We start from the raw sequence: 22,261 nt of genomic DNA on the forward strand, positions 1-22,261 counted from the left end.
TCTTGTCTCCTTGAACGGTCTAGAAGTTGGCGCCGACGCTCACGGCCACGTAGTCGCGGTCGCCGCGGATGCCGTAATCGCCATCGAGATAATCGGTGTAGGCAAGGCTTGCCCAGTACTTGCTGGCCAGCGCCACGTCCACGCCCAGGCTGATCGAGCGCGAGCCTTCATTGAAGCCCGACCCATCGGCGGGCGAATAGCCTTTCACGTCGTGGGACCAGGCCAGGTTAGGGCGAATGTCCACGCCCGGGACCAGGTTCTGGTAGCTCCAGGTCGCCCGTAGGCGGTAGCCCCAGGAAAACGGCGTAACGAACCCTTCGCCGTTGCAGTCAGCAGGGCTTTTCGAGATCGTCTGGCAGAGGCCGTTATCGGCCAGCTCACCGTTGCCGTAGGCCCCCGAGCGGCCATAACGCGGCCCGAAACGCCCCTCGAGCCCGCCCACATAGGTTGCGCCCACCTCCCCCATCAGCAGCAACTGGTTGGCGCCCATCACCTGGCTGAACGCCTGCATCGCCGACACTTGGGCCTGGGTCACTTCCTTGCGTCGATACCCGTCGAACAAGGTGTCGTCGGTCGATGGGCGCAGGCCTTCGGCGTTGAGCGGGCTGCGGCCCGGGGCGTTGAGCAGCGACTGCAGCACATCGTTACCGTTGAGCTGCACCGGCTGGTTGGGGCGGTGGCTCAACTCCCCCTGCACGGCGGTGCCGTTGTGCAGGGTGGTGGCGAAGGTGATGCCGTAGAGCCGGATATCCTCGGGGTACTGCGCCAGGTACTGCGAGGTTCCCATGCGCAGGGCGCCGGCCAGGGACTGCCCGCTGCTCGACGCCAGGAAGGCACCGCAGCCAGACAGTGGCACGCCAAGGGTGCTGCACAGGTCCCTGGCAAATCCGGTATTGGCGTAGTAGCGGCTGCTGACCGTGCCCAGGTAGGGAGAACGGCTGTGGTAGTTGGCCGCGAACAGGCCGAACTCGGTATCCAGCGATTGGACATACCAGTGCAAGGCAAACCCCCATTGGCCTCCATTACGCGCATCCTGGTCGGCCCCGCGCGGCACGCGCACGCCCTCATCGGTGAGCGTCACACCCAGGGACGCCAGCGCTTGGGAAACACCCGGGTTGGCGACCATCTGCCCACCGACATCCAGGCCTTGGCAGCCCTCGGGCATGAAGTCGTTGTTGGAGAAGAAGGTCGCACAGTTGTCCAACCGGGTCTGCTCCCAGTCCAGTTGGTAGAAGGCGTCGAATGACAGGGCCTGGTTGAGGTTCTGCGTGACATACAGAAGGTTGACCGGCGCCAGCGCGTCTTTGACCTCTGAGCCCGGCCGGCGCAACGCGGCCTGATTGAACGGGCTGATTACGTTCAGGCCACCCTGGATGAACAGGCTTTCGCCCCAGTTCACGACCTGTTTGCCCAGGCGCACCGAGCCGGGCTCGCCGTCGATGTCGTAGAGGGCATAGGCAAAGGCATCGAGCAGTTCCGCTGCGGCAGTTTTAGCCGATGCCTGGCGGTTGTGGTCGTCGATGTCGACTGCACGCTGGCTATGGTCGCGTTGCACCGTGTCATAACAGTAGGTGCCGCGCAGAAACACCCCAACGTTGTCCCGGTGCAGTTCCAAGTCATGGGTTGCTTTGAAAATGGCCGAGAACACATCACCCGAGCGGTAGTTCCGCCGCCCGTCATTACTGTTGGCGGCCTGCAACTGCTGTTTGTCGGGGTTGGCTGTGCTGACGGCAGTGCCGAACGACAGCGCCGTGTCGAAGCGCCCTTCGAGCGGGCCGGCCTGGAACTGCAAGGCAGCCGCCGGGGCGGCGAGCAGGCAGCATAGAGCCGCCAGCGGCGCTTGGCGCCGGCAGATACGGATGTATTCGCTCACTCTTAACCTCTTGTTGTTTTATTCGAGAGTGAAAGGTGGGGTAGCACAGATGAAGTGCCGGTCGCCGAGGCAGGCGGTACCGGTAATCTGGATTATCGGGGCAGTGAAAGCGGGCTCACAAATAGCGTCTTCGGATCAGTGCCATGCCAGATTGTTATGGCCTGGGCAGGGTTTGAGAGAGGCCTTCAGGGCTGCCTGGGCTCATGGGGCGGCGCGAATCGAGCACCGCCCCCCGCAGGTGACCTCAAACCGCCAACAGTTCCAAGGCCCTGCGCACGTTGCCTGGTATGGCAACCGCCCGCTGCTCACGACGATCGACGAATACATGGGTGAAACGCCCGGCCGCGCACGCTTGAGGTTCCCCCTCGACGAAGACGGCCAGCGCGTAGTTCACCGAACTGTTGCCTATCCCCGTGACCGCAATACCCACTTCGATGCGTTGCGGAAAGGCGACCGCGGCGAAGTAGTCGCAAGCAGACCCGGCCACATAGGCCACCACCGGGTCGCGGTGAATATCCAGACCGGCATGCTCGATCAGCCAGGTGTTCACCGCGCTGTCGAAAAAACCGTAGTAGACGACATTGTTCACATGCCCATACAGGTCGTTGTCGTGCCAGCGCGTGGTGATCGGCTGGAAGTGGCGATAGGCGCCGCGTAGCGGGCGTTCCCTGGCCATGATCAGAACGCCGCCTGGTAGAGTTCGACAGCATCGGCAAGGGTGACCTTGCGCGGGTTGTTCACCAGCAGGCGCTGCTGTTGCAGCGCTTCTTCAGCAAGCTGTTGCAAACTGTGCCGGGGCACGCCGACATCCCGCAACCGGCTCGGCAAGCCGCAGCGAGGTGCCAATTGCTCCAGCTCGGCAATGAACTGGCTGCACAACTCATGGGGCCCGCCAGGCACCAGCCGCTCGCCCAACAAGGCCGGCGCCAGCGCCGCGTAGTCGGCGAATGCCTCGCTACGGTTGAAGCGCATGACATGCGGCAGGACCAAGGCATTGGCCAGCCCGTGCGGTACGTGAAAGCGCGCCCCCAGCGGGTAGGCCAGGGCGTGCACCGCAGCGACCGGTGCGTTGGCGAACGCCTGGCCGGCCAGGCAAGCCCCTAGCAGCATGGCCTGACGGGCCTGCAGATTACCGCCGTTGTGGACTGCCTGGTCGAGGTTGCCTGCCAGCAGTGTCAAGGCTTCGCGGGCCAGCAGGCTGGACAGTGGGTTGCGCTTGAACTTGCTGGTGCTGGCTTCGATGGCATGCACCATCGCATCGATGCCCGTGGCGGCCGTGATCGCCGGTGGCAGGCCCAGCGTGCGCTCGGCATCGAGCAGCGCCAGGTCTGGCAGCAGCAGCGGTGAAATCACCGCCATCTTGGCGCACTCGCCGGTGGTGATGACGGCAATGGGCGTGACCTCCGAGCCGGTACCCGCAGTGGTTGGGACCTGGATCAGGGGCAGGCGCTGGCCCTTGGCCTGGTCAATGCCATACACCGCCTCCAGGGTCTGGTCGCACCCTGGGTGGGCCAGCAGCGCGACCAGCTTGGCGACATCCATGGAGCTGCCGCCACCGAACCCGACAATCAGCTCGGCACCGATATGCCGGGCACGGCCGACGGCAGCCAGCACGCAGGCATGGCTGGGGTCGGCGCTGACATCACTGAAGATCGCCGCACTCAGGTTCGCCTGGGTGAAGCCAGGCAGGATGTCGTCGAGCATCCCCAGGCTGACCAGACCGGGGTCGGTAACGATCAGCACGCGACGCACGCCGCGTTGCTGACACAACTGGGCCAGGCGGCCCGCGGCGCCCGGTTCGCAGAGCAGGTGAGCGGTCGTGGCAAAACTGAATGGCTGCATGTTCAGGGTCCTTTTGTTCTTGTGGGTGAACGGCGCAGCGCTCAGAAGGCGAAGTGCGCTTCATTCAGGCTCATCAGGCACTGCGCGCCGCCACGCAAAGCCTCACAGTGGGCACTTGCGCGCGGCAGGATGCGCCGCCAGTAAAAGTCCGCTGCGTGCAATTTGGCCTGATAGAAAGCGCTGTCGCCGCTGCCGGCGGCCAGTGCCGCACGGGCCCGCTGGGCCGCCCGCAGCCACAGCGCAGCCAGCAGCACATAGCCTGAATAGGCAAGAAAATCGACCGACACCGCGCCAATTTCCTGTGGGTCGCAGCGGCAGGCATCGAGCACCTCGGTGCTCAGGTTGCGCCACTCCTGCAGGCGCAGGGTCACCGCCTCGGCCATCGCAGCCAGGTCATCTGCGCGGCACGCGTGCGCCGCCTCCAGCAGGTCATCGATCAACAGACGCAGCTGCTCGCCACCATCGGCCAGCACCTTGCGGCGCACGAGGTCCAGGGCCTGAATGCCATTGGTGCCCTCATACAGCTGGGTGATGCGGCTGTCGCGCATCAACTGCTCCATGCCCCACTCGCGAATGTAACCATGGCCGCCATACAGCTGCACGCCCAGGCTGGCGACCTCCTGGCCGACATCGGTGAGGAAGGCCTTGACCACCGGAATCAGCAGCGCTGCCCGACGCCCGGCGGCAGCCTGCACTTCAGGCTGGGCCGCACCCTGCTCCAGGTCTAGCGCCTGTGCAGCATAGGCCGCCAGCATCCGGCAACCCTCGCTGAGGGTCTTCTGGGTCAGCAGCATGCGCCGCACATCAGGGTGGCAGATGATCGGGTCGGCGCTGCGCTCGGGCGCCACCGAGCCGGCCAGGCTACGCGACTGCAAGCGCTCGCGGGCGTAGGCCAGGCCGCCCTGGAAGGCAGCTTCGGCAATGCCCAGCCCCTGCAGCCCCACCTGAAAGCGCGCATCGTTCATCATGGTGAACATGCACGCCAGGCCCTGGTTGGCTTCACCCACCAGCCAGCCGCGGGCGCCGTCGAAGTTCATCACGCAGGTGGCTGCCCCCTTGATGCCCATCTTGTGTTCAAGGGCACCGCAGCCCAAGGCGTTGGGCACCCCCGGCCCACCGTCGGCCGCGCACTCGAACTTGGGCACCAGGAACAGGCTGATGCCGCGGACACCGGCCGGCGCATCGGGCAGGCGCGCCAGCACCAGGTGGATGATGTTGTCGGTCAGGTCCTGGTCGCCGCCACTGATGAAGATCTTGCTGCCACTGATGCGATAGCTGCCATCGCCTTGCGGCTCGGCCCGGGTACGCAACAGCGCCAGGTCGGTGCCAGCCTGCGGTTCGGTCAGGCACATGGTGCCGGCCCACTCGCCGCTGACCAGCTTGCCCAGGTAGTCGCGTTTGAGCGCCGGGCTGCCATGGCGATGCAGCGCCAGCACAGCGCCTTCGGTGAGGCCCGAATAGATGCGAAACGACAGCGAGGCGCCCATCAGCATTTCGTGGAAACAGGCGGCGACCATCTGCGGCAGGCCCTGGCCATCGTGCTCGGTCGGGCCGGTCATGCCGCCCCAGCCCTGCTCGACATACAGCCGGTAGGCCTGGCGGAAGCCTTCGGGGGTCAGCACCTGCCCCTGTTCCAGGCGGCAGCCCTGCTCGTCGCCCTGGCGATTGAGCGGGGCCACCACCTCGCTGGCAAAGCGAGCGCCCTGTTCAAGGATGCCATCGATGGTTTCACGGTCCAGACCGTTGCCCAGGCGGGCGCAATGCTGCGCCACATCGAACACCTCATGCAGGACGAACTGCATGTCACGCAGGGGGGCTCGGTAGCTCATACGCGGCCCTCATTCACGTCAGCCAACTGTTTGCCAGCTGCCGCCAGCCGCATCAGAAGACCCGCCGGGCGCCAGTGTTCGCCAAACAGGCCTTGCAGCCGCTCCAGCCTCGCCAGCAGCAGCCCCAACCCTTGTCGATCGGCCCAGGACATCGGCCCGCCCGTCTCTGCCGGGAAGCCATAACCATGCAAGTAGACCCGGTCGATGTCCTGGCTGCTGCTGGCTATGCCCTGCTCGAGAATCTTCGCCCCTTCATTGACCAGCGCCAGCAGGCAGCGCTCACGGATTTCCTCATCGTCGATCGGACGCCGACGCACCCCCAGGTCCTGAGCGACCTTGAACACCAAGGCATCCACTTCGGGGTCATGCACGGCTTCGCGGCTGCCGGGTGCGTAACGGTAATAGCCCTGGCCAACCTTCTGCCCGAAACGACCGAGTGCGCACAGGGCATTGTCGACCTGGACCAACGGGGCATCCATCCCCTGCCCGGCCAATTGACGTGCGCGCCACTCCAGGTCGATGCCTACCACGTCGTACATACGGAACGGCCCCATGGCAAAGCCGAACCCCTGCAGCGCCTCGTCCACCTGCCGCGGCGTGGCGCCCTCGAGCAGCAACTGCCGGGCCTCGGCGACATAGGTGCGCAACATGCGGTTGCCAATGAAACCGGGGCAGTTCCCAGCGACCACCACCTCCTTGCCGATGCGCTGGCCCAGCGCCACGGCCGCCTCCAGCACTGCGGGCGCGGTGCACTTCCCACGCACCACTTCCAGCAGCTTCATCACATGCGCCGGGCTGAAAAAGTGCAGCCCCAACACCTGTTCAGGCCGCCCGGTAACGGCGGCGATGGCATCGATGTCCAGCGCCGAGGTATTGCTGGCCAGGATCGCTTCAGGCTTGAGTGTGCTGTCCAGGGTGCGGAAGATCTCTTGCTTGAGCGCCAGGTTTTCGTACACCGCCTCGATCACCAGGTCGGCCTCGGCCAGCTCGGTGTAAGCCGTGACCTGCCGCACGCGAGCCAGGCAGGCATCGGCCTGGGCCTGGTCGATGCGGCCTTTGGCGACCTGCTGCGCCCACGTCTGCGCAAGCATGGCAAGGCCTGCCTCGGTGGCGCTGGGGTCGTTGTCCAGCCACAGCACAGGCAGCCCGGCACGGGCCAGGCTGATGACGATGCCGCGGCCCATGGTGCCGGCGCCGATCACTGCAGCCTGCTGAACGTTATAGGAAGTACTCACGGGTGACACTCCTGATTCGGTGTAAAGGCATTGCCCCCACCCTAGTCAGGCGCCTACTATTTTTGAAATTCTAATTTTCCATCCCATGTATTTTTCGCATGAATATAGCCAACTTTGATCTCAACTTGCTGCGTGTGCTGGACATGCTGCTGCGTGAACAGAACGTGTCACGTGCTGCCGAGCGCCTGGCGTTGACCCAGCCGACGGTGAGCAACGCCCTGGCGCGTCTACGGGACATTCTCGGTGACCCGCTGCTGGTGCGGGTCGGCCGACGCATGCGCCCAACCCCCCGCGCCCTGGCCCTGGAAGGGCCGATTCGCGCGGCCCTGCAGCAGATCGAGCAGACCCTCGGCGCTGGCGACAGCTTCGACCCAGGCCGCAGCCACCGGCAACTGCGCATCGCCCTGACCGACTTCGCCGAACAATTGTGCATGCCCAGGTTGCTTGCCACCTTGCAAACCCAGGCGCCGCATCTGCGTGTGGATGTGCTGCACCTGGCACCCAACCTGCCGGCCGAAGCCCTCGACCGTGGCGAACTCGACCTGGTGCTGGGGCGCTTCGACGATGTGCCGGCGCGCTACGAGCGCCGCCACTGGCGCAGCGAAACCCTGCACGTGGCGGTGCGCCAGGGGCATCCAGAGGTCGATGGCGCGCTCGACCTGCAAGCCTTCCTGGGCTTGCGTCACCTCTGGGTGCACGGCGGCCAGACCCGGGGCATGGTCGACCAGTGGCTGGCCGAACAGGGCCTTGCGCGGCGCATCGCCTATACCACGCCCAATTACCTGCAGGCCGCACACCTGGCCGCCAGCTCCGACCTGTGCGTGGTCTTGCCCACCGCACTGGCCCGCCATTTCGCCCAGCTACTGCCCTTGCAGGTCTTTGACCTGCCCTTCGCCCTGGAGCCCTTCGAGCTGGAACTGGTGTACCTTGCCCATCGTCAGCACGACCCGGCACTGGCCTGGCTGGTCGCGCGCATCATGGATATTCGCGCCGGCTGAGCCATCGCATTCAGGTATGGCCACCCATGCAAGAGTGGTATTGGTTCGCTGGCAATCGATGTCCTTAGAGTGGTGGCCCCCATAACAACAAGGACCACCCCTATGCGCCTACGCTACCTGCCCACCCTGCTGGCCCTCGCCCTGCCCTCTGCGGTGCTGGCCCAGGCACCGGCCAAGGACGCCACCGAGCTGACGCGCCAAAGCAACCAGCAGTGGCTGCAGCGCCTGCCCTTCGAGAACCGGGCAGACTTCGACAACGCCCGCCGCGGCCTGCTGGAAAGTGCCGACCAGGCGGTGCTCAATGCCGATGGCAAGACGGTCTGGGACCTGCAGCGCTACGCCTTCCTCAAGGGCGAGGCGCCGGCGACGGTCAACCCCAGCCTGTGGCGCATCGCCCAGCTCAATACCATCGCCGGCCTGTTCAAGGTTACCGACCGCATCTACCAGATACGCGGCATGGACCTGGCCAACATGACCTTGATCGAAGGCGAACACGGGCTGATCGTGATGGACCCGCTGCTGTCGGTGGAAACCGCCCGGGCCGGGCTGGCCATGTACTTCAGGCATCGCCCGCAGCGGCCGGTGGTGGCAGTGATCTACACCCACCCACACGTCGACCATTTTGGCGGCGCGCGCGGGGTGATCGATGAGGCCGACGTAAAGGCCGGCAAGGTTCAGGTCATCGCCCCTCAAGGTTTCTTGGAACATGCCATCAGCGAGAACGTACTGGCCGGGCCGGCGATGAAGCGCCGGGCGCAGTACATGTATGGTGCGCCTCTGCCACGCAGCGCCCGCGGGCAGGTTGACGCAGGCCTCGGCAAGGCCGTGCCGGCCAATGCCACAGTCAGCCTCATCGCCCCGACACGGCTGATCGAAAAACCGTTCGAGACCCTGCGCATCGACGGCGTGGATATCGAGTTCCAGCTGACGCCCGGCACCGAAGCACCGGCCGAGATGAACCTGTGGTTCCCGGCGTTCAAAGCCCTGTGCATGGCCGAAAACGCCTCCCATGTGCAGCACAACATCCTCACCCTGCGTGGCGCGCAGGTGCGCGATGCGAAGGTCTGGGCGCACTACCTGGACCAGTCGCTGCTGCGTTACGGCGACAAGGCCGAGGTGGTGTTCGCCCAGCACCATTGGCCGACCTGGGGCGGCGCGGCGATCCGTGAATACCTGGCCGATCAGCGCGACATGTACGCCTTCCTCGACAGCCAGACGCTGCGCCTGCTCAACCGCGGCCTCACCCCTACTGAGATCGCCGCCGAACTGACCTCGCTGCCCCCCCGCCTGGCCAACAAATGGTACAGCCGTGACTACTACGGCTCACTCAGCCACAACGTGCGGGCGGTGTACCAGCGCTACATGGGCTTCTACGACGGCAACCCGGCGACCCTCAACCCCTTGCCGCCGAGCGATGCGGGCCAGCGCTACGTGGCGGCGCTGGGCGGCAGCGAGCGGGTGCTGACGCTGGCGCGTGAGGCGTACGACAAGGGTGACTACCGCTGGGTGGCGGAGCTCACCCGGCACCTGGTGTTCGCCCAAGCCGACAACAGCGCTGCACGTAACCTGCAAGCCGATGCCCTGGAGCAACTGGGTTACCAGAGCGAGAACGCCACCTGGCGCAACGCCTACCTGACCGGTGCGCAGGAGCTGCGCAACGGCGTCGCGGCCGGTGCCAGCAAAGGCGGCAGCGCCGACGACCTGGTACGCGCACTGACCCCATCGCTGTTCTTCGACTACCTGGGTGTGCGCGTCGATGCCGCCAAGGCGGCTGAGCAGGACCTGACCATCAACTGGCGCTTCACCGACATCGATGAAGACTACGCCCTGACCCTGCGCAATGGCGTGCTGACCCACCGCGACCATGCACAGCACGCCCAAGCGGATGTGCAGATCAACATGAGCAAGGCCACCCTGGACCGCATTGCACTCAAGCAGACCGGTTTTCTCAAGGAAGCCAAGACGGGTGATATCGACATCAGCGGTGAGCGGGTGAAGTTCATGCAGTTCATGGCTGGGCTGGATGAGCCGGACGGGCGCTTCAATATCGTCACGCCCTGAGCCTGCAACGGCGCCGTGCTAAGCAGTGCGGCGCAACCACACGCCCAGCACCAACCCGGCCACCAATAACGCAGCCAGCGGTACGGTGCGCACTGCAGCCCACCCCCGCTCGCTGCGCAACATGGCCAGGCCCCGGCGGTAGATGGCGCGTTCGCGGACCCTGCCCAGTAGCGCCAACGACAGTGCCGCGCCGGCCACAGCCACCAGGCCGCCGCGCCAGGCCAGGCAAGCCAGTACCAGTAAAGCCAACTGGGTTCGCCGCCAGGCCAACACCGTACGCTCGGCCTGCAGCCCGGTATCGGCCGGGCCGTCAGCCATGCCAACGCCCCCATAACAGCGGTATCAGTGCCGCGCAGCCCAGCGCGCAGGCCACGCTCAACAGCGGTACCAAGCGTGGCAGCGGCAATGGCGCAGCGCGGCGCAGGGCGCGTTCCACCACCAGCCAGCGCCAACCAGCCCCCAGGCTTACCAGCAGGCTCGCCAGCAGCAACGCGAACTCCATCGCCAGGCGCCCGGATTGCGGCCAGGCATGCGCGGCAAAGGTTTCCAGGGCAATGGCACCGCCCAGCAATGCCAGGGCGGTGCGCAGCCAGGCCAGAAAGGTGCGTTCATTGGCCAGGGTGAAGCGCGGGTCAGGTGGCTTGCCAGGCCCCAGCAACCAGCGCTCCCAGGCGCTGTAATGGTGATCGGAACTCATCGGCTGTCCTGTGTGTGGCCCTGGGCGCTCAACGCAGCCCTTGGCTGCGCAATGCCCCGGGCGAGAAGTACGAAGCGCTGGTGCGCAGGTCGAAGGTGAAGGGTTTGGGTTGCTCGTTGGTCAGGCCCGACAGCTGGTAACGCCCATTGCGCAGGTCGTAGATCACCTCCATGGCGTTGACCAGTGCCTGCCCGGTGACGTGGTAGTAACTGTGCGCCTGGGCCGTGCGCCACAGCCGCCCCTGGTGGTCGAAGAAGTCGGCTTCGACGATGGCCCAGCTGTCCTCGTCCAGGTAATAGCGGCGGCTGGCATAGATATGCTCGGCCCCGGGCTTGAGGGTACCGACCAGCTCCCATACCCGGTGCAATTCGTAGCGGGTTGGCTGCGGGTTGACGTGGCCCGGGCCGACCAGCGCGGTGTAGCTCAGCTGTGGCGAAGCCAGCCGATAACTGTTGTAGGGTACGTGCAGGGTTTTCTTGCCGATCAGGGTCCAGTGGTAAAGGTCCGGGGCACCGTTGAACATGTCGCGGCTGTCGGCGGTGCGCAGCCCGGCCGTCCCTGGGGTGATGCTGTCGTAGGCCACGGCAGGCGCGCGCCGTACGCGTCGCTGGCTGCTGCTGTACAACCACGACAGGCGTGGCTGGGCGACCTGGTCGAGGGTTTCGTGCAGCACCAAGGCGTCACCTGCCAGGCGCGATGGCGCGGTCATGCGGTAGCTCAGGTAATACAGTACGTTGCTTGCCTGGCCGCCAGGCAGCACATCGGGCCTGGCGAAGGTTTGCTGCGCGCTGAACATGACAAAGCGACCATCACGACGCGGGGTGATGCTGTCCGACGCCAGGCTGTAACTGCCGTTGCGTGGCCGCGTCAGGTGGTTCCACAGTACCTGCAGGCCATTGCGTGGCAGCGGAAACGCCAGTACCCCGGCAAAACCCTGCACGCCATTGCCGTCATTGACCAGATGGGCGCTGGCGGCGTTGTGCCGGGCCCACTCGCTGACCCGAGCCGGCACCGCGACACTGCGGTGCGAGGGGTATACCGGCAGGCGAAAAGAGTCGGGAAAACGCTCGAGCAGCGCCACCTGGCCTGTCGTGAGCTGCTCGCGATAGCGCCGGTAGTTCTGCGCGGTGATGGTGTACAGCGGCTGCTCATCGGCGTAGGGGTCAAGCGGCGTGCCGTTGACCGCCAGTGAGACCTGCCCCGGTTGCAGCCCCCCGTTCCAGGCCGGTATGCGGCCATCACTGCTGGGCGCACGCTCGGCACCCACGGGTGTCAGTTGCGGGGGCAGTGGCGTAGCGCCAAGGTGAAGGGCCAGCAGGCTGGCATTGACGAGCAGGATACTTCGCAGCATGGCAGCAGGTTTCATGGGGTTGGCCTCTTGTTGTTGTTGGCTGACCTGGCCGGGCGGGCTTGCTTTGGCACGCCCCTTCCGGGTGATACTAGGAGCCACGCTTCGAACCCCACAAATAACGTGTTCGGATACGTGCCATATCAGTTCGGCATACCCTTGGAACCGCTGCGATGACCCTCAAACAGCTCCGCTACCTGATCGCAATCGTCGAAGCCGGCAGCTTTTCCTCGGCCGCGCGTCGTGCCTACATCGCCCAGCCGGCGCTGAGCAGGCAGATCGGCCTGCTGGAGAGTGAACTGGAAATGCAGCTGCTCGACCGCCAGCACGACGGCATCGTCCTGACCGACGCCGGTCGGCAGCTTTACGAGGTGGCCCGCCAGGTGGTGCAGAAGCTCGATTCGGTGAAGGACGAGCTCAAATCGAGCCGCGGTGACCCCAAGGGCCACGTCGCCATTTCCATTCCTGCCACCGCCGCAGACATGCTGCTGCCAGAAATCATCAAGCGTGACGAGCAGCGCTTTCCCGGCGTGACCCTGACCGTGTGGGACGGCCTGAGCCGCAACGGCGGCCAAGCCATCGAATTGGGCAAGGTCGACTTCGGCGTGGTGCCCAATGCCGAGGAGCTGGAGCATGTCGAGGCCGAGCCGATCTTCACCGAGGCGCTGTACTGGGTCGGCCCTTCAGCCGCTGGCGTCGCCGATACCATCACCCTGGCCGAAGCCGCCGCCACGCGGCTGGTGCTGCCACCAAGGGCACTGCACCTGCGCCGGCGCATCGAACAGGCGGCCATGGAAGCCGGCGTACCGTTGGCGGCCGCCTACGAGCAGCAGTCGGCCCCCGGCATCGCCAGCCTGGTCCGCGCAGGGCTGGCGGCGACCATCAGCAACTGGCCGCCGCTGTGCGAGCTGCTCGAACCGACCCAGGCGCGGCTCATCGTCGAGCCACGCATCAGCCGCACCATTGCCTTGGCGCACTCACGGCACAAGCCCCTGTCGTTTGCCGCCGGTTGCTTGCACGACCTGGTGCGCGGGCTGCTGATCGAGCTGGTACTCGGCGGCCGCTGGCGTGGTGAGCTGATCGGCGGCGATGACGCGCCGCTCGGGTCGGTGCCGGGGGTTCAGCTGGCTGTCTGAGAGCGCGCCGGCACCCCAGGCGCCACCGCACGCGGTTCAGCCAAGCGCTTCAGGGTGCGCTGCGGGTTCAGGCTCACCAGGCCCACCAGCCCCGCCACGACCAGTACTGCGCCACACACCAGAAAGCCCTGGGCATACCCGGTGGGATGCGCGGCACCTGCGCCCTGCACCAGCAACCCGGTTACCACCGGCGCAGCCAGCCCGGCCAGCGAAGCGATACCGTTACCGATGGCAAGCACCCCGCCGCGCTGGGCCGTCGGGGTGAACTCGGCGAGCATGGCCGGCCCTACGGAGTACATCACCAGCGCCAGGCCACCGCTGAAGGTCAGTGCGCCAACCCGCACGGCGGTGCTCAGGCCTGGCAGCATCAGCGACGCAGACAGCAGCCCGGAAAGCACCAGGCACAGCGAGACGAACACGCCGCGCGCCACGCGCGAAGATACGCCACGGCGCATCAGGCGTTGTGACAACCAGGCCATGAACAGGCTCAACGGCGTGGTCACCACCACGAACATCACAAAGATCCGCCCGGTCTGCAAGGGGTCTATGCCCAGGCCGACCTGCAGATAACTGGGCACCCAGGTCAGCGTCAGGGCCAGTGACCAGTTGGCGGCGAAGTGGCAAAGGTAGTTGCCCATCACGCTGGGGTCGCCCAGCAGCTTGCGGTACGGTATTGCCGGCTCATCGCTCTTGAGCTGGCTGGCACGCAGGCGCTCAAGGGTGCCCTCCTGCCCCAGCCGCCACCACAGCAGGCACCACACCACGCCGATCAATGAAAGGATGATGAAGTTGGTGCGCCAGCCATAGTGCAGGCTGACCCAGGGGATCATCGCGCCGGCCACCAGCAGCCCCATGGCGCTACCGGTGTGCAGCAACGCCACGGGCAGGTTGCGACGGTCATTGGGAAACCACTTGTACAGCGCATGGGTAGCGACCGGCGATGCCGGGCCCTCACCGATGCCCAGCAACACGCGGCAGGCAACGATGGCCCACAGTGAAGTGGCGAACAGCATCGGCAACTGGATCACCGCCCAGAACAGGCCCATGCCCAATAGCAGCGTGCGGGTGGGGCGCCGGTTGGCCATGAAGCCACCCACCACGGCGGACAAGGCGAAGAACCAATGCAAAGCGCCGCCAATCAGCCCGAACTCGGTCGCGGTCAGGCCCAGCTCGGCGCTCATCGGCACCGCAACCAGGCCAATCACCACCTTGTCGAGAAAATTGATCAGCATCAGCATGGCCAGCAGTACGGCCACCATCCAGGCGGTCCGTGGGTTGGGCAGGGAAGCATCCACAGTCATGGCGATTACTCTTGTTATTGTTGTGGAATGTGACAAAAGGCCGCCTTGGTGGCGGCCTGAGGGTCACGCGGGCATCAGCACGCTTTTGGCGATGGTGTTGCGCTGAATTTCACTGGTCCCGGTCAGGATGCGCATCATTCGGGTGGCACGGAAAATCCATTCCACCGGGTGGCCCTGCATCAACCCGGCACCGCCATGCACCTGCACGGCCTTGTCGGCAATGCGGAATGCAGCCTCCGAGACGAACAGCTTGCACATCGGCGCCTGGGTACGGATATCGCCGCCGGCATCGTTCACCTGCGCCGTGGCGTAGACCATGCTGCGTGCTGCATGCAGCTCGGTAGCCATATCGGCGATCATGTGGTTGACCGCCTGGAACATGGCGATCGGCTGGCCGAACTGCTTACGGCTACGGGCATGCTCGATCGACAGGTTCAGGGCCAGGCCGGCCATGCCCAGCAAGGTCGGGCAATGCAGCAGCCGGTTGAGGGTAATGCGCCCCATGGCCAGCTTGAAGCCCTGGCCCTGCTCGCCAATCAGGTTGGCCGCTGGCACGCGCACGTCATCCAGCACGATGTCGCCGTGGGCCCCGCCACCGGACATCACCGCATAGTCGCTTTCGACACGCACGCCCGGGGCCTTGAGGTCGACGAAGAACGCCGAAATACCCTGTGCGCCCTGCCCGGGGCCGGTCACGGCCAGCAACACCGCCAGGTCCGCGTACGTGGCACCAGAGATGTAGCGCTTGCTGCCGCTCAGCACGTAGTGATCACCATCGCGGCGCGCCTGGGTACGGATGGCAGTGGCGTCTGAACCCGCCTCGGCCTCGGTCAGGGCGAAGCACACGGCTTTCTCGGCACGGCACACTGGCTGCAGGAAATGCTCCACCTGATAGGGGCTGGCCACTTTGAGCAGGTGGCCCACCCGCGGCGGCCCGGACAGCTCGCCCAGTACGTGCGGGGCGAGCATCGAACCGGTCAGCACCGTGGCTTCTTTCACGGCGCACAGGTCAGCCACGCTCAAACCTGCACCGCCCATGGCTTCGGGCAGCATGAGGGTGTAAAGGCCCTGCTCGCTGGAGCGCTTCCAGACTTCCCGCAAGACCGCCTGAGGATGCGGGCGCGCCCAATTCAGCTGCATCTGCTGCTCCAGCGGGCGAACCTGGTCGCGGACGAACCCTTCGATGGCTTCAATGATCTGCGCAGCTTTTGCACTTGGTTGATACATGGTCATGCTCCCTGTCAGATACGACGATCGCTGTGTTGCCAGTAGGCTTCCCGGACCAGGCGGCGGACCACCTTGCCATTGGGGTTCTTCGGCAGTTCGGTGACGAAATCCACGCCTCGCGGCTTCTTGAAACCGGCCAGTGCACGGCCGCAGCGCTCGATGAGCTCGGCGGCGTCAAGCTGCGCGCCAGGCTTGAGCACCACCACAGCACGCACCGCTTCACCCCACTGCTCGTCCGGCACACCGACCACTGCCGCCTCGAACACTTCGGGAAAGCCGTAGATCACCTGCTCCACTTCGCTGGGGTACACGTTGAAGCCCCCGGAAATGATCATTTCCTTCTTGCGGTCGACGATGAACACGTAACCCTGCGCATCGACCGTGGCCAGGTCGCCGGTCAGGTAATAGCCGTCGCGCATGACTTCGGCGGTGAGCGCGGGCGCGCGCCAGTAGCCCTGCATGATGTCCGGGCCCTTGACCACGATTTCGCCGATCTCGCCCGGCACCACATCCTCGAATGCGTCGTTCACCACACGCAGGTCGGTCTCGAAATAGCAGCGCCCGCAAGAGGCCAGGCGTTGGTAGTTGCCGTCCTCGACCAGGTGGTCCTGCTCGGTCAGTACCGTGACCAGCGAGCAGGTTTCGCCGGCGCCATAACCTTGCACCAGAATCGGCCCGAACAGTTCGATGGCCTTCTTCACCAGGGCCGGCGCCATGGGCGCAGCGCCATACATGACCAGTCTGAGGCTGGACAGGTCGAAGCGCTCGACATCGGGGTAATTGACCAGGCGGTTGATCATGGCCGGCACCAGGAACAGCCGCGTCACCCGCTCACGTTCGATGGTCTCCAGCAACAGGCGATCGTCGTAGCGGTCGAGCAGCAGGTTGCAGGCGCCTACCGCCAGCAGCGGCATGATCTGCATGCCGCTGGCATGGGTGATCGGTCCCACATGGGCCATCACATCATCAGGGCCAGAGCGCCGCGTGGGGCTGGCGATGCTCTTGCGGACCAGCGCCTTGCGGTTGCCAAACGACAACATGGCCGCCTTGAGTACCCCGGAGCTACCGGAGGTGTAATGCAGCACCGCCAGGGCGTCGTCGGCAGGGTCAAGGCTGCACGGCGCCTCGCTGCCGCGCTCAAGCAGCGCGGCGTAACCCAGGTCACCGCCCTCGCCCTCCAGCGCGATCACCTGGCGCAACATCGGCAAAGCCTCGCGTCGTTCGGCCAGCGCCTGGGCGAAGGTGGCATCGGTGATCAGCGCAACGCTGCAGGAGTCTTCCAGTACCCGTACCACTTCATCCAGCGACAACCGCGCGTTGATCGGCACCTTGACCATCGCTGCCTTGTACAGCGCCACCTCTGCCTCTACCAGTTCCACGCGGTTGGCAGCGAGGATCGCCACATGTTCACCGCTGGCCACGCCCAGTGCGCCCAGCCCCGAGGCCAGGCGGTTGCTGCGCCGTTCCAGTTGGGCATAGGTCAGGCGCGTCTGGCTGTCCGCCACGGCAGTGTGGTCCGGCCAGTAGCGGGCACTGCGGGTAATGATCTTTCCAAGGTTCACGTTGTTGTTCTCGTCGACAGGAAGACATCGACGATGCTAAACACCCAGGCGTGGCCGGATGTAATACCAGTTTCCGATGCCGGCCATAACGAATTTGGCTGGCGCTATCATCAACGCCATTGGTTAAGGATGTTTAACCTGATTTCACCCATCCTGCGGAGCACGCGCCATTAACATGACGCGTCTTTGACCCAGGATTCTCAGCAATGCGAAATACGCTGTTACGCGCAACCTTGCTTCTTTCCGTAACTGCGGCATCGGCAGCAGTTGCCGCACCGACACCAACACTCACCGTACTCAGCTCGGGGGGCATCATGGGCGCCATCCGCGCGGCGCAACCTGCTTATGAAAAGGCCTACCACGTCAAGCTCGACATCCAGGCGGCGCCCTCGATGGGTGACACCCCACAGGCCGTACCTAACCGACTCGCCCGCGACGAACCTGCGGATGTCGTGCTTATGGTAGGTTCGGCGCTGGACGGCTTGCAGGCCAAAGGCCTGGTCGAGCCGACCAGCCGTGTCGATCTCGGCAAATCCTATATCGCCATGGCAGTACGCAAGGGTGAGCCCAAGCCAGACATAAGCAGTATGAAAAGCTTTCGCCAAACGCTGCTGGACAGCACATCGGTAGCCTATTCCGATAGCGCCAGCGGCGTTTACCTCTCCCGTTCATTGTTCCCCCGTATGGCGCTGGGCGAGAGCTTCAAGGCCAAAGCCCATATGATTCCCGCCGAGCCAGTGGGGGCAGTGGTAGCGCGCGGGCAGGCGCAGATCGGCTTCCAGCAATTGAGCGAGCTCAAACCCGTCCCAGGCATCGACATCGTTGGGCTGGTTCCATCGCAGGCCCAGAAGATGACGCTGTATGCCGGCGCTGTGGTCAGCAACAGCGTCCATCAGGCACAGGCACGACAACTGCTGGACTATCTTGCCTCGGCCCAGTCCGACGCAGCTATCCAGGCCAGCGGCCTGACACCGCTGCAGCATGCCGCCAGGCAATAGCGGTCGACGGGCCGGGCTCATGCCCGGCCGCTGGCTCACCAGATGGCGACGTCATAGGTCAGGTACAGGCGGTTGCTGTCCCGACCGCGGGAAAAGTCAGACCTGTAGACATAGTTGCGCAGCCGTATTCCAAGCCCTTTGAGGGCCCCGCCCTGCACCACATACGCAAGCTCGGCGTCACGCTCCCACTCACTCAAGCCCTGCGCTCCGGAGCGGCCGTTGTCCCCGCTCAGGTAGCGCGTCATGAAGGTCAGCCCGGGCACCCCTGCGGCGGCAAAGTTGTAGGCATAGCTTGCCATCCAGGTCTTTTCTTCTTCCTCGATGAACTTGCCGATGCCAACGTTGCTGAACGAATACACCGTTGCGCCACTGATGTACGGCAGCCCGGCTTCACCGTCGAGCACCTGGTACCCAGCGCCGAAGGTGTGCCCTGAATGGGCGTAGGACACTTGCGCACTGAACATGTCGTTGTCGATGCTGCCGCCGTATGCGGCGCCGCTGTCACGGCTGGCGAAATACCGCAGGTCGGTGGTCAGCACCCCGCCGGCCAGCGCAAGGTCATGCACCAGGCCGGCGAAGTCCTGGCGGTAGAAGTGTTCGAGCTGACCGTGGAAGTAGCTCAAGCGCACGTGCTTGCTGAGCGCGTAGTCGGCGCCGGCGAAGTTGAAATCGCCCGACTCGGCGCCGCCATAACCGTCCAGGTACAAGCCGGTACTGTCGGACGAGTCGCGTTGTTTGAATCGGTCGAGATGCCCGGCAGTGAGTGTCAGCCGCTCGATGTCGGTGCTGGTCAGCTGCGTGCCCTGGTAGGTCTGCGGCAGTAGTCGGGCATCGTTGTAGACCAATACCGGCGTCTTGGGCAGCAAGGTACCGTGCTTGACCACCGTACGGCCCAGGCGAGCCTTGGCCGTCACCCCGGCACTGGCGAATTCCTGGGCAGCGCGACCGTCGTCATGCACCGGCAACAGGCCCGTACCGCTGCGGCCACGGCCGGAGTCCAGCCTGACTCCCAACAGCCCCATGGCGTCGAGCCCCAGGCCCAGCGTGCCTTGGGTAAAGCCTGACTGATAGTCGAGCAGAAAACCCTGCGCCCACTCGGTTCGCTCGCTTTTGGCGGTGGCGGCGGCGCGGGCGCTCATGCCCTGCTCGTCGCGGAAATTTTCGTTGAAATAAACGTTGCGCAGTTGCAGTTTGAGCGTGCCGTCATCGACGAATCCAGCAGCGCCGGCAACAGGCAGGCAGCCGCAGAGCAGGCCACAGGCGGCCGCCGCACGCAGAGCAGTTGGGGACATGGTCGGTACTCTGTTGTTGTTTTTGAATGAGTTGAAAGCGGGCGCCCGGCGGCGCCCAGGGCGGTTCAGACGAAGAAGGACAAGGCCCCGGTGGCCAGGGCCAGGGCGGTGATCACCAGGGAGGTGAGCACCGCCCATTTGACGGTGGCCTTCTGGAAATCACCGATATCGCGGTCGACCATACCCACCAGCAGCAGGGTCGAGGCCACCAGCGGGCTCATCAGGTGCACAGGCTGGCCGAGCACCGAAGCGCGGGCGATCTCTACCGGGTCGATGCCGTAGGCAGCCGCCGCGTTGGCCAGGATCGGCACCACGCCAAAGTAATAGGCATCATTGGACAGCACGAACGTCAGCGGCATGCTGGTGATCGCCACCACCAGCGGGAACCAGTGGCCCCAGGACTGCGGAATCCAGTCCACCAGTGTCTGCGCCAGCGCATCGACCATTTTCGTGCCGGAGAAGATGCCGGCGAAAATCCCTGCGGCAAACACCAGCAGCACGACCGTCATGGCGTTGCCGGAGTGGGCCAGGATGCGCTCTTTCTGCACCTCCAGTTGCGGGTAGTTGATCATCAAGGCAGCAACGAAACCGATCATGAACAGAATCGCTGCGTGCATCACGCCCAGGACCAGCGCGACCATTACCGCTACCACCAGCAGCAGGTTCACGTAGGCAAGCCGCGGACGCTTGTGCGGCGTGTCCTCGAGAATCGCCTTGATGTAGCAATTGCCGCCACCAGACTCGAGCTTGATGTTGCCGATGCGTTTGCGTTCAGCACGGCCCAGCAGGAACGCGGTGAAGACCACCCAGGCAGCCCCACCGATCATGGTGGGCAACATCGGGATGAAGTACTCGGTCGCATCGAGCCCCAGCGCCGCGATCGCCCGCGTCGCCGGTCCGCCCCAAGGACTCAGGCCGCTCATGATGCTCAGTGAAAGCATCGCCACCGTTGCCAGGATCATTGGGTTCATGCCGATGCGCTTGTACAGCGGCAACATGGCCGCGCAGGTGATCATGTAGGTGGTGGTGCCATCACCATCGAGCGCCACCAGCAGCGAAAGCAGTGCAGTGCCGATGGCGATCTTGATCGGGTCGCCATTGACGCGTTTGAGAATCTTGCGGATCAGCGGGTCGAACAGCCCTGCGTCGATCATCAGGCCAAAGAACAGAATGGCGAACAGCAACAAGGCAGCCGACGGGGCAACCATCTTCAGGCCGTCGAGCATCATCTTGCCGGTGGTCGGCGCAAAACCGCCGATCACGGCGAAAACGATGGGGACTACGGTGAGCGCAACGATCGGCGACAGGCGTTTGCTCATGATGAGGTAGGTGAATGTCACCACCATGATCAAGCCAAGCAATGCAAGCATGATTGGGTTCTCTTGTTTTTATTCTAAGGCGTGGCCATCTGGCGCGCAGACGGCCCCCTGCCCCACTCGGCATCACAGTGATGCTGAGCGGGGGCCAAGTCAACGAAGGGGGTTAAGGGTGACGATCAGCCGTGACGACGGGGCTCTGCAGGCCAGCTGGACACCGTTGGCGTACCCTGCTCGGCGAGCGGCTCAGGCTCACCGTTCAGGGTGCGCATCAAGGTCTCCCGCTCACAGGCATTTTCCGACAGCGAAACCACCACGGTGGCAACGGCATTGCTGGCCAGGCTGGTCAGGGCGCGCGCCTCGGACATGAAACGATCGACGCCGATCAGCAACGCCAAGCCTGCCAAGGGGATGTCGTGGATGACGGTCAGGGTGGAGGCCAGGGCTACGAAGCCACTCCCGGTGACACCGGCAGCGCCCTTGGAAGACAGCAGCATGATGGCGAGCATGGTGATGGTCTGGCCCAAGGTCAGGTCGATGTTGCAGGCCTGGGCGATGAAGATGGCCGCCAGCGACAGGTAGATCGCCGTGCCGTCCAGGTTGAAGGAGTAACCGGTGGGCAGCACCAGCCCCACCACACCTTTTTTGCAGCCCAGTGCTTCCAGTTTCTCCAACATGCGCGGCAACACCGGCTCGGTGGAAGAAGTACCCAGCACCACCAGAAACTCCTCACGGAAATAACGCAGCAGTTTCCACAGGCTGAAACCGTGCGCGCGGCAGATGCCACCCAACACGACGATGACGAAGAAGGCACAGGCGATGTACAAGGTGCCGACCAGCTTCGCCAGGGCGCCAAGCGAGCTGATTCCGTACTGGCCTACGGTAAAGGCCAGTGCACCGAACGCACCGATCGGCGCGAAGCGCATCAGGTAGCCGAAAATGCGAAACACCATGGTCGAAGCGGATTCGAGCACATCCAGCACCGGCTTGCCCTTTTCACCCATCGACGACAGGGCAAAGCCGCTGAGTACCGCGATGAACAGCACTGGCAGCACTTCGCCTTTGTTGAATGCGCCGATGAAGGTATCGGGAATGATGTGCATGAAAAAGTCGACCACACTCAGTTTCGCCGCAGACGCAGCATACTGGCTCAGCCCTTCGGTGCTGAGGGTGGCGGGGTCGATGTTCATGCCCTCGCCAGGCCGAAAGAGGTAGACCGCTGCAAGGCCGATGATCAGGCTGACCACGGTCAGGCCCAGGAACAGCAGCAACGTCTTGCTCATCAAACGCCCCAGCGAACGCTTGTCGGTCATGCCGGCGATCCCGGTGACGATGGTGCAGAACACCACAGGCGCGATCATCATCTTGATCAGCTTGATGAAGGCATCGCCCAGCGGTTTGAGCGCAACCGCCTGTTGCGCCCAGAAATGCCCGACCACCACGCCCAGCAGGACGGCGCAGAGGATCTGGAAGTACAGTGATTTTGCGATCTTCATGAGGCATCACCCATTGTTGAAATTGTGCGGATGCGCTTGTGTTGCCTGGG

The 22,261-nt window shown here is 64.6% G+C and carries 18 protein-coding genes; 4 read left to right on the forward strand and 14 right to left on the reverse strand.

Annotated features, from left to right (window positions below; genetic code table 11):
- Positions 1–19 precede the first annotated feature (19 nt).
- The 5 genes from OSW16_RS16435 to OSW16_RS16455 all read right to left on the reverse strand — a co-directional run bounded on the left by OSW16_RS16435 (position 20) and on the right by OSW16_RS16455 (position 6,728).
- Positions 20–1,873 (reverse strand): DUF1302 domain-containing protein, encoded by a 1,854-nt coding sequence (locus tag OSW16_RS16435; protein WP_267816856.1) that lies wholly within the window; start codon positions 1,871–1,873, stop codon positions 20–22.
- A 244-nt stretch (positions 1,874–2,117) separates the two neighbouring features.
- A complete protein-coding gene (locus OSW16_RS16440) occupies positions 2,118–2,549 on the reverse strand; it encodes an acyl-CoA thioesterase (RefSeq protein ID WP_267816858.1) in 432 nt (143 codons plus the stop codon).
- 2 nt (positions 2,550–2,551) lie between these two features.
- The gene (locus tag OSW16_RS16445) at positions 2,552–3,715 is read right to left on the reverse strand and encodes an iron-containing alcohol dehydrogenase (RefSeq protein ID WP_267816860.1); all 1,164 of its coding nucleotides are present in this window, start codon (positions 3,713–3,715) and stop codon (positions 2,552–2,554) included.
- Positions 3,716–3,756: 41 nt separating this feature from the next.
- Positions 3,757–5,544, reverse strand: coding sequence for an acyl-CoA dehydrogenase C-terminal domain-containing protein (locus OSW16_RS16450; protein WP_267816862.1), 1,788 nt, complete (start codon positions 5,542–5,544; stop codon positions 3,757–3,759).
- Positions 5,541–6,728 carry a 3-hydroxyacyl-CoA dehydrogenase NAD-binding domain-containing protein gene (locus OSW16_RS16455; RefSeq protein ID WP_418942194.1) on the reverse strand — a complete coding sequence of 396 codons (1,188 nt, stop codon included), beginning with the start codon at positions 6,726–6,728 and terminating at the stop codon, positions 5,541–5,543. Before OSW16_RS16455 ends, OSW16_RS16450 begins: the two co-directional genes overlap by 4 nt.
- A 149-nt stretch (positions 6,729–6,877) precedes the next feature.
- Between OSW16_RS16455 and OSW16_RS16460 the strand changes: the two genes are divergently transcribed.
- Both OSW16_RS16460 and OSW16_RS16465 read left to right on the forward strand, forming a co-directional pair.
- On the forward strand, positions 6,878–7,777 hold the full coding sequence (locus OSW16_RS16460) for a LysR family transcriptional regulator (protein ID WP_241805296.1): 900 nt from the start codon (positions 6,878–6,880) through the stop codon (positions 7,775–7,777).
- A gap of 102 nt (positions 7,778–7,879) precedes the next feature.
- Positions 7,880–9,838, forward strand: a complete 1,959-nt coding sequence (locus OSW16_RS16465) for an alkyl/aryl-sulfatase (RefSeq protein WP_267816867.1) — start codon at positions 7,880–7,882, stop codon at positions 9,836–9,838.
- A gap of 18 nt (positions 9,839–9,856) precedes the next feature.
- Here OSW16_RS16465 and OSW16_RS16470 read toward each other — a convergent pair whose 3' ends face one another.
- From OSW16_RS16470 to OSW16_RS16480, 3 genes are read right to left on the reverse strand one after another with little or no spacing between them, the layout of a single operon-like run.
- Positions 9,857–10,156, reverse strand: coding sequence for a DUF202 domain-containing protein (locus tag OSW16_RS16470; protein ID WP_267816869.1), 300 nt, complete (start codon positions 10,154–10,156; stop codon positions 9,857–9,859).
- Positions 10,149–10,535, reverse strand: a complete 387-nt coding sequence (locus OSW16_RS16475; RefSeq protein WP_267816871.1) for a YidH family protein — start codon at positions 10,533–10,535, stop codon at positions 10,149–10,151. The genes OSW16_RS16470 and OSW16_RS16475 overlap by 8 nt, the downstream gene beginning before the upstream one ends.
- Positions 10,536–10,563: 28 nt before the next feature.
- Positions 10,564–11,886: a DUF1329 domain-containing protein gene (locus OSW16_RS16480; protein WP_372490325.1), complete on the reverse strand. Its 1,323-nt coding sequence runs from the start codon at positions 11,884–11,886 to the stop codon at positions 10,564–10,566.
- 170 nt (positions 11,887–12,056) lie between these two features.
- On the opposite strand from OSW16_RS16480, the gene OSW16_RS16485 reads away from it, so the two are divergent.
- Positions 12,057–13,019: a LysR family transcriptional regulator gene (locus tag OSW16_RS16485; protein WP_267816875.1), complete on the forward strand. Its 963-nt coding sequence runs from the start codon at positions 12,057–12,059 to the stop codon at positions 13,017–13,019.
- Here the strand turns inward: OSW16_RS16485 and OSW16_RS16490 are convergent.
- From OSW16_RS16490 to OSW16_RS16500, 3 genes are all read right to left on the reverse strand, one after another.
- On the reverse strand, positions 13,004–14,278 hold the full coding sequence (locus OSW16_RS16490; RefSeq protein ID WP_267824008.1) for an MFS transporter: 1,275 nt from the start codon (positions 14,276–14,278) through the stop codon (positions 13,004–13,006). The genes OSW16_RS16485 and OSW16_RS16490 overlap by 16 nt on opposite strands.
- Before the next feature lie 105 nt (positions 14,279–14,383).
- On the reverse strand, positions 14,384–15,547 hold the full coding sequence (locus tag OSW16_RS16495) for an acyl-CoA dehydrogenase family protein (RefSeq protein ID WP_267816877.1): 1,164 nt from the start codon (positions 15,545–15,547) through the stop codon (positions 14,384–14,386).
- Between the two features lie 14 nt (positions 15,548–15,561).
- On the reverse strand, positions 15,562–17,109 hold the full coding sequence (locus OSW16_RS16500) for an AMP-binding protein (RefSeq protein WP_267816880.1): 1,548 nt from the start codon (positions 17,107–17,109) through the stop codon (positions 15,562–15,564).
- A 206-nt stretch (positions 17,110–17,315) separates the two neighbouring features.
- On the opposite strand from OSW16_RS16500, the gene OSW16_RS16505 reads away from it, so the two are divergent.
- Positions 17,316–18,107, forward strand: coding sequence for a substrate-binding domain-containing protein (locus OSW16_RS16505; protein WP_267816882.1), 792 nt, complete (start codon positions 17,316–17,318; stop codon positions 18,105–18,107).
- Between the two features lie 35 nt (positions 18,108–18,142).
- On the opposite strand, the gene OSW16_RS16510 is transcribed toward OSW16_RS16505, so the two are convergent.
- The 3 genes from OSW16_RS16510 to OSW16_RS16520 all read right to left on the reverse strand — a co-directional run bounded on the left by OSW16_RS16510 (position 18,143) and on the right by OSW16_RS16520 (position 22,211).
- Entirely contained in the window at positions 18,143–19,399 is a 1,257-nt protein-coding gene (locus tag OSW16_RS16510; RefSeq protein WP_267816884.1) for an OprD family porin, read from the reverse strand.
- A 65-nt stretch (positions 19,400–19,464) separates the two neighbouring features.
- A complete protein-coding gene (locus tag OSW16_RS16515) occupies positions 19,465–20,769 on the reverse strand; it encodes a CitMHS family transporter (RefSeq protein WP_241805305.1) in 1,305 nt (434 codons plus the stop codon).
- A 125-nt stretch (positions 20,770–20,894) separates the two neighbouring features.
- Entirely contained in the window at positions 20,895–22,211 is a 1,317-nt protein-coding gene (locus OSW16_RS16520; protein WP_267816887.1) for a dicarboxylate/amino acid:cation symporter, read from the reverse strand.
- Positions 22,212–22,261 lie beyond the last annotated feature (50 nt).

Source organism: Pseudomonas putida, from assembly GCF_026625125.1.
In the GTDB taxonomy this organism is placed as follows: Bacteria; Pseudomonadota; Gammaproteobacteria; order Pseudomonadales; family Pseudomonadaceae; genus Aquipseudomonas; species Aquipseudomonas putida_X.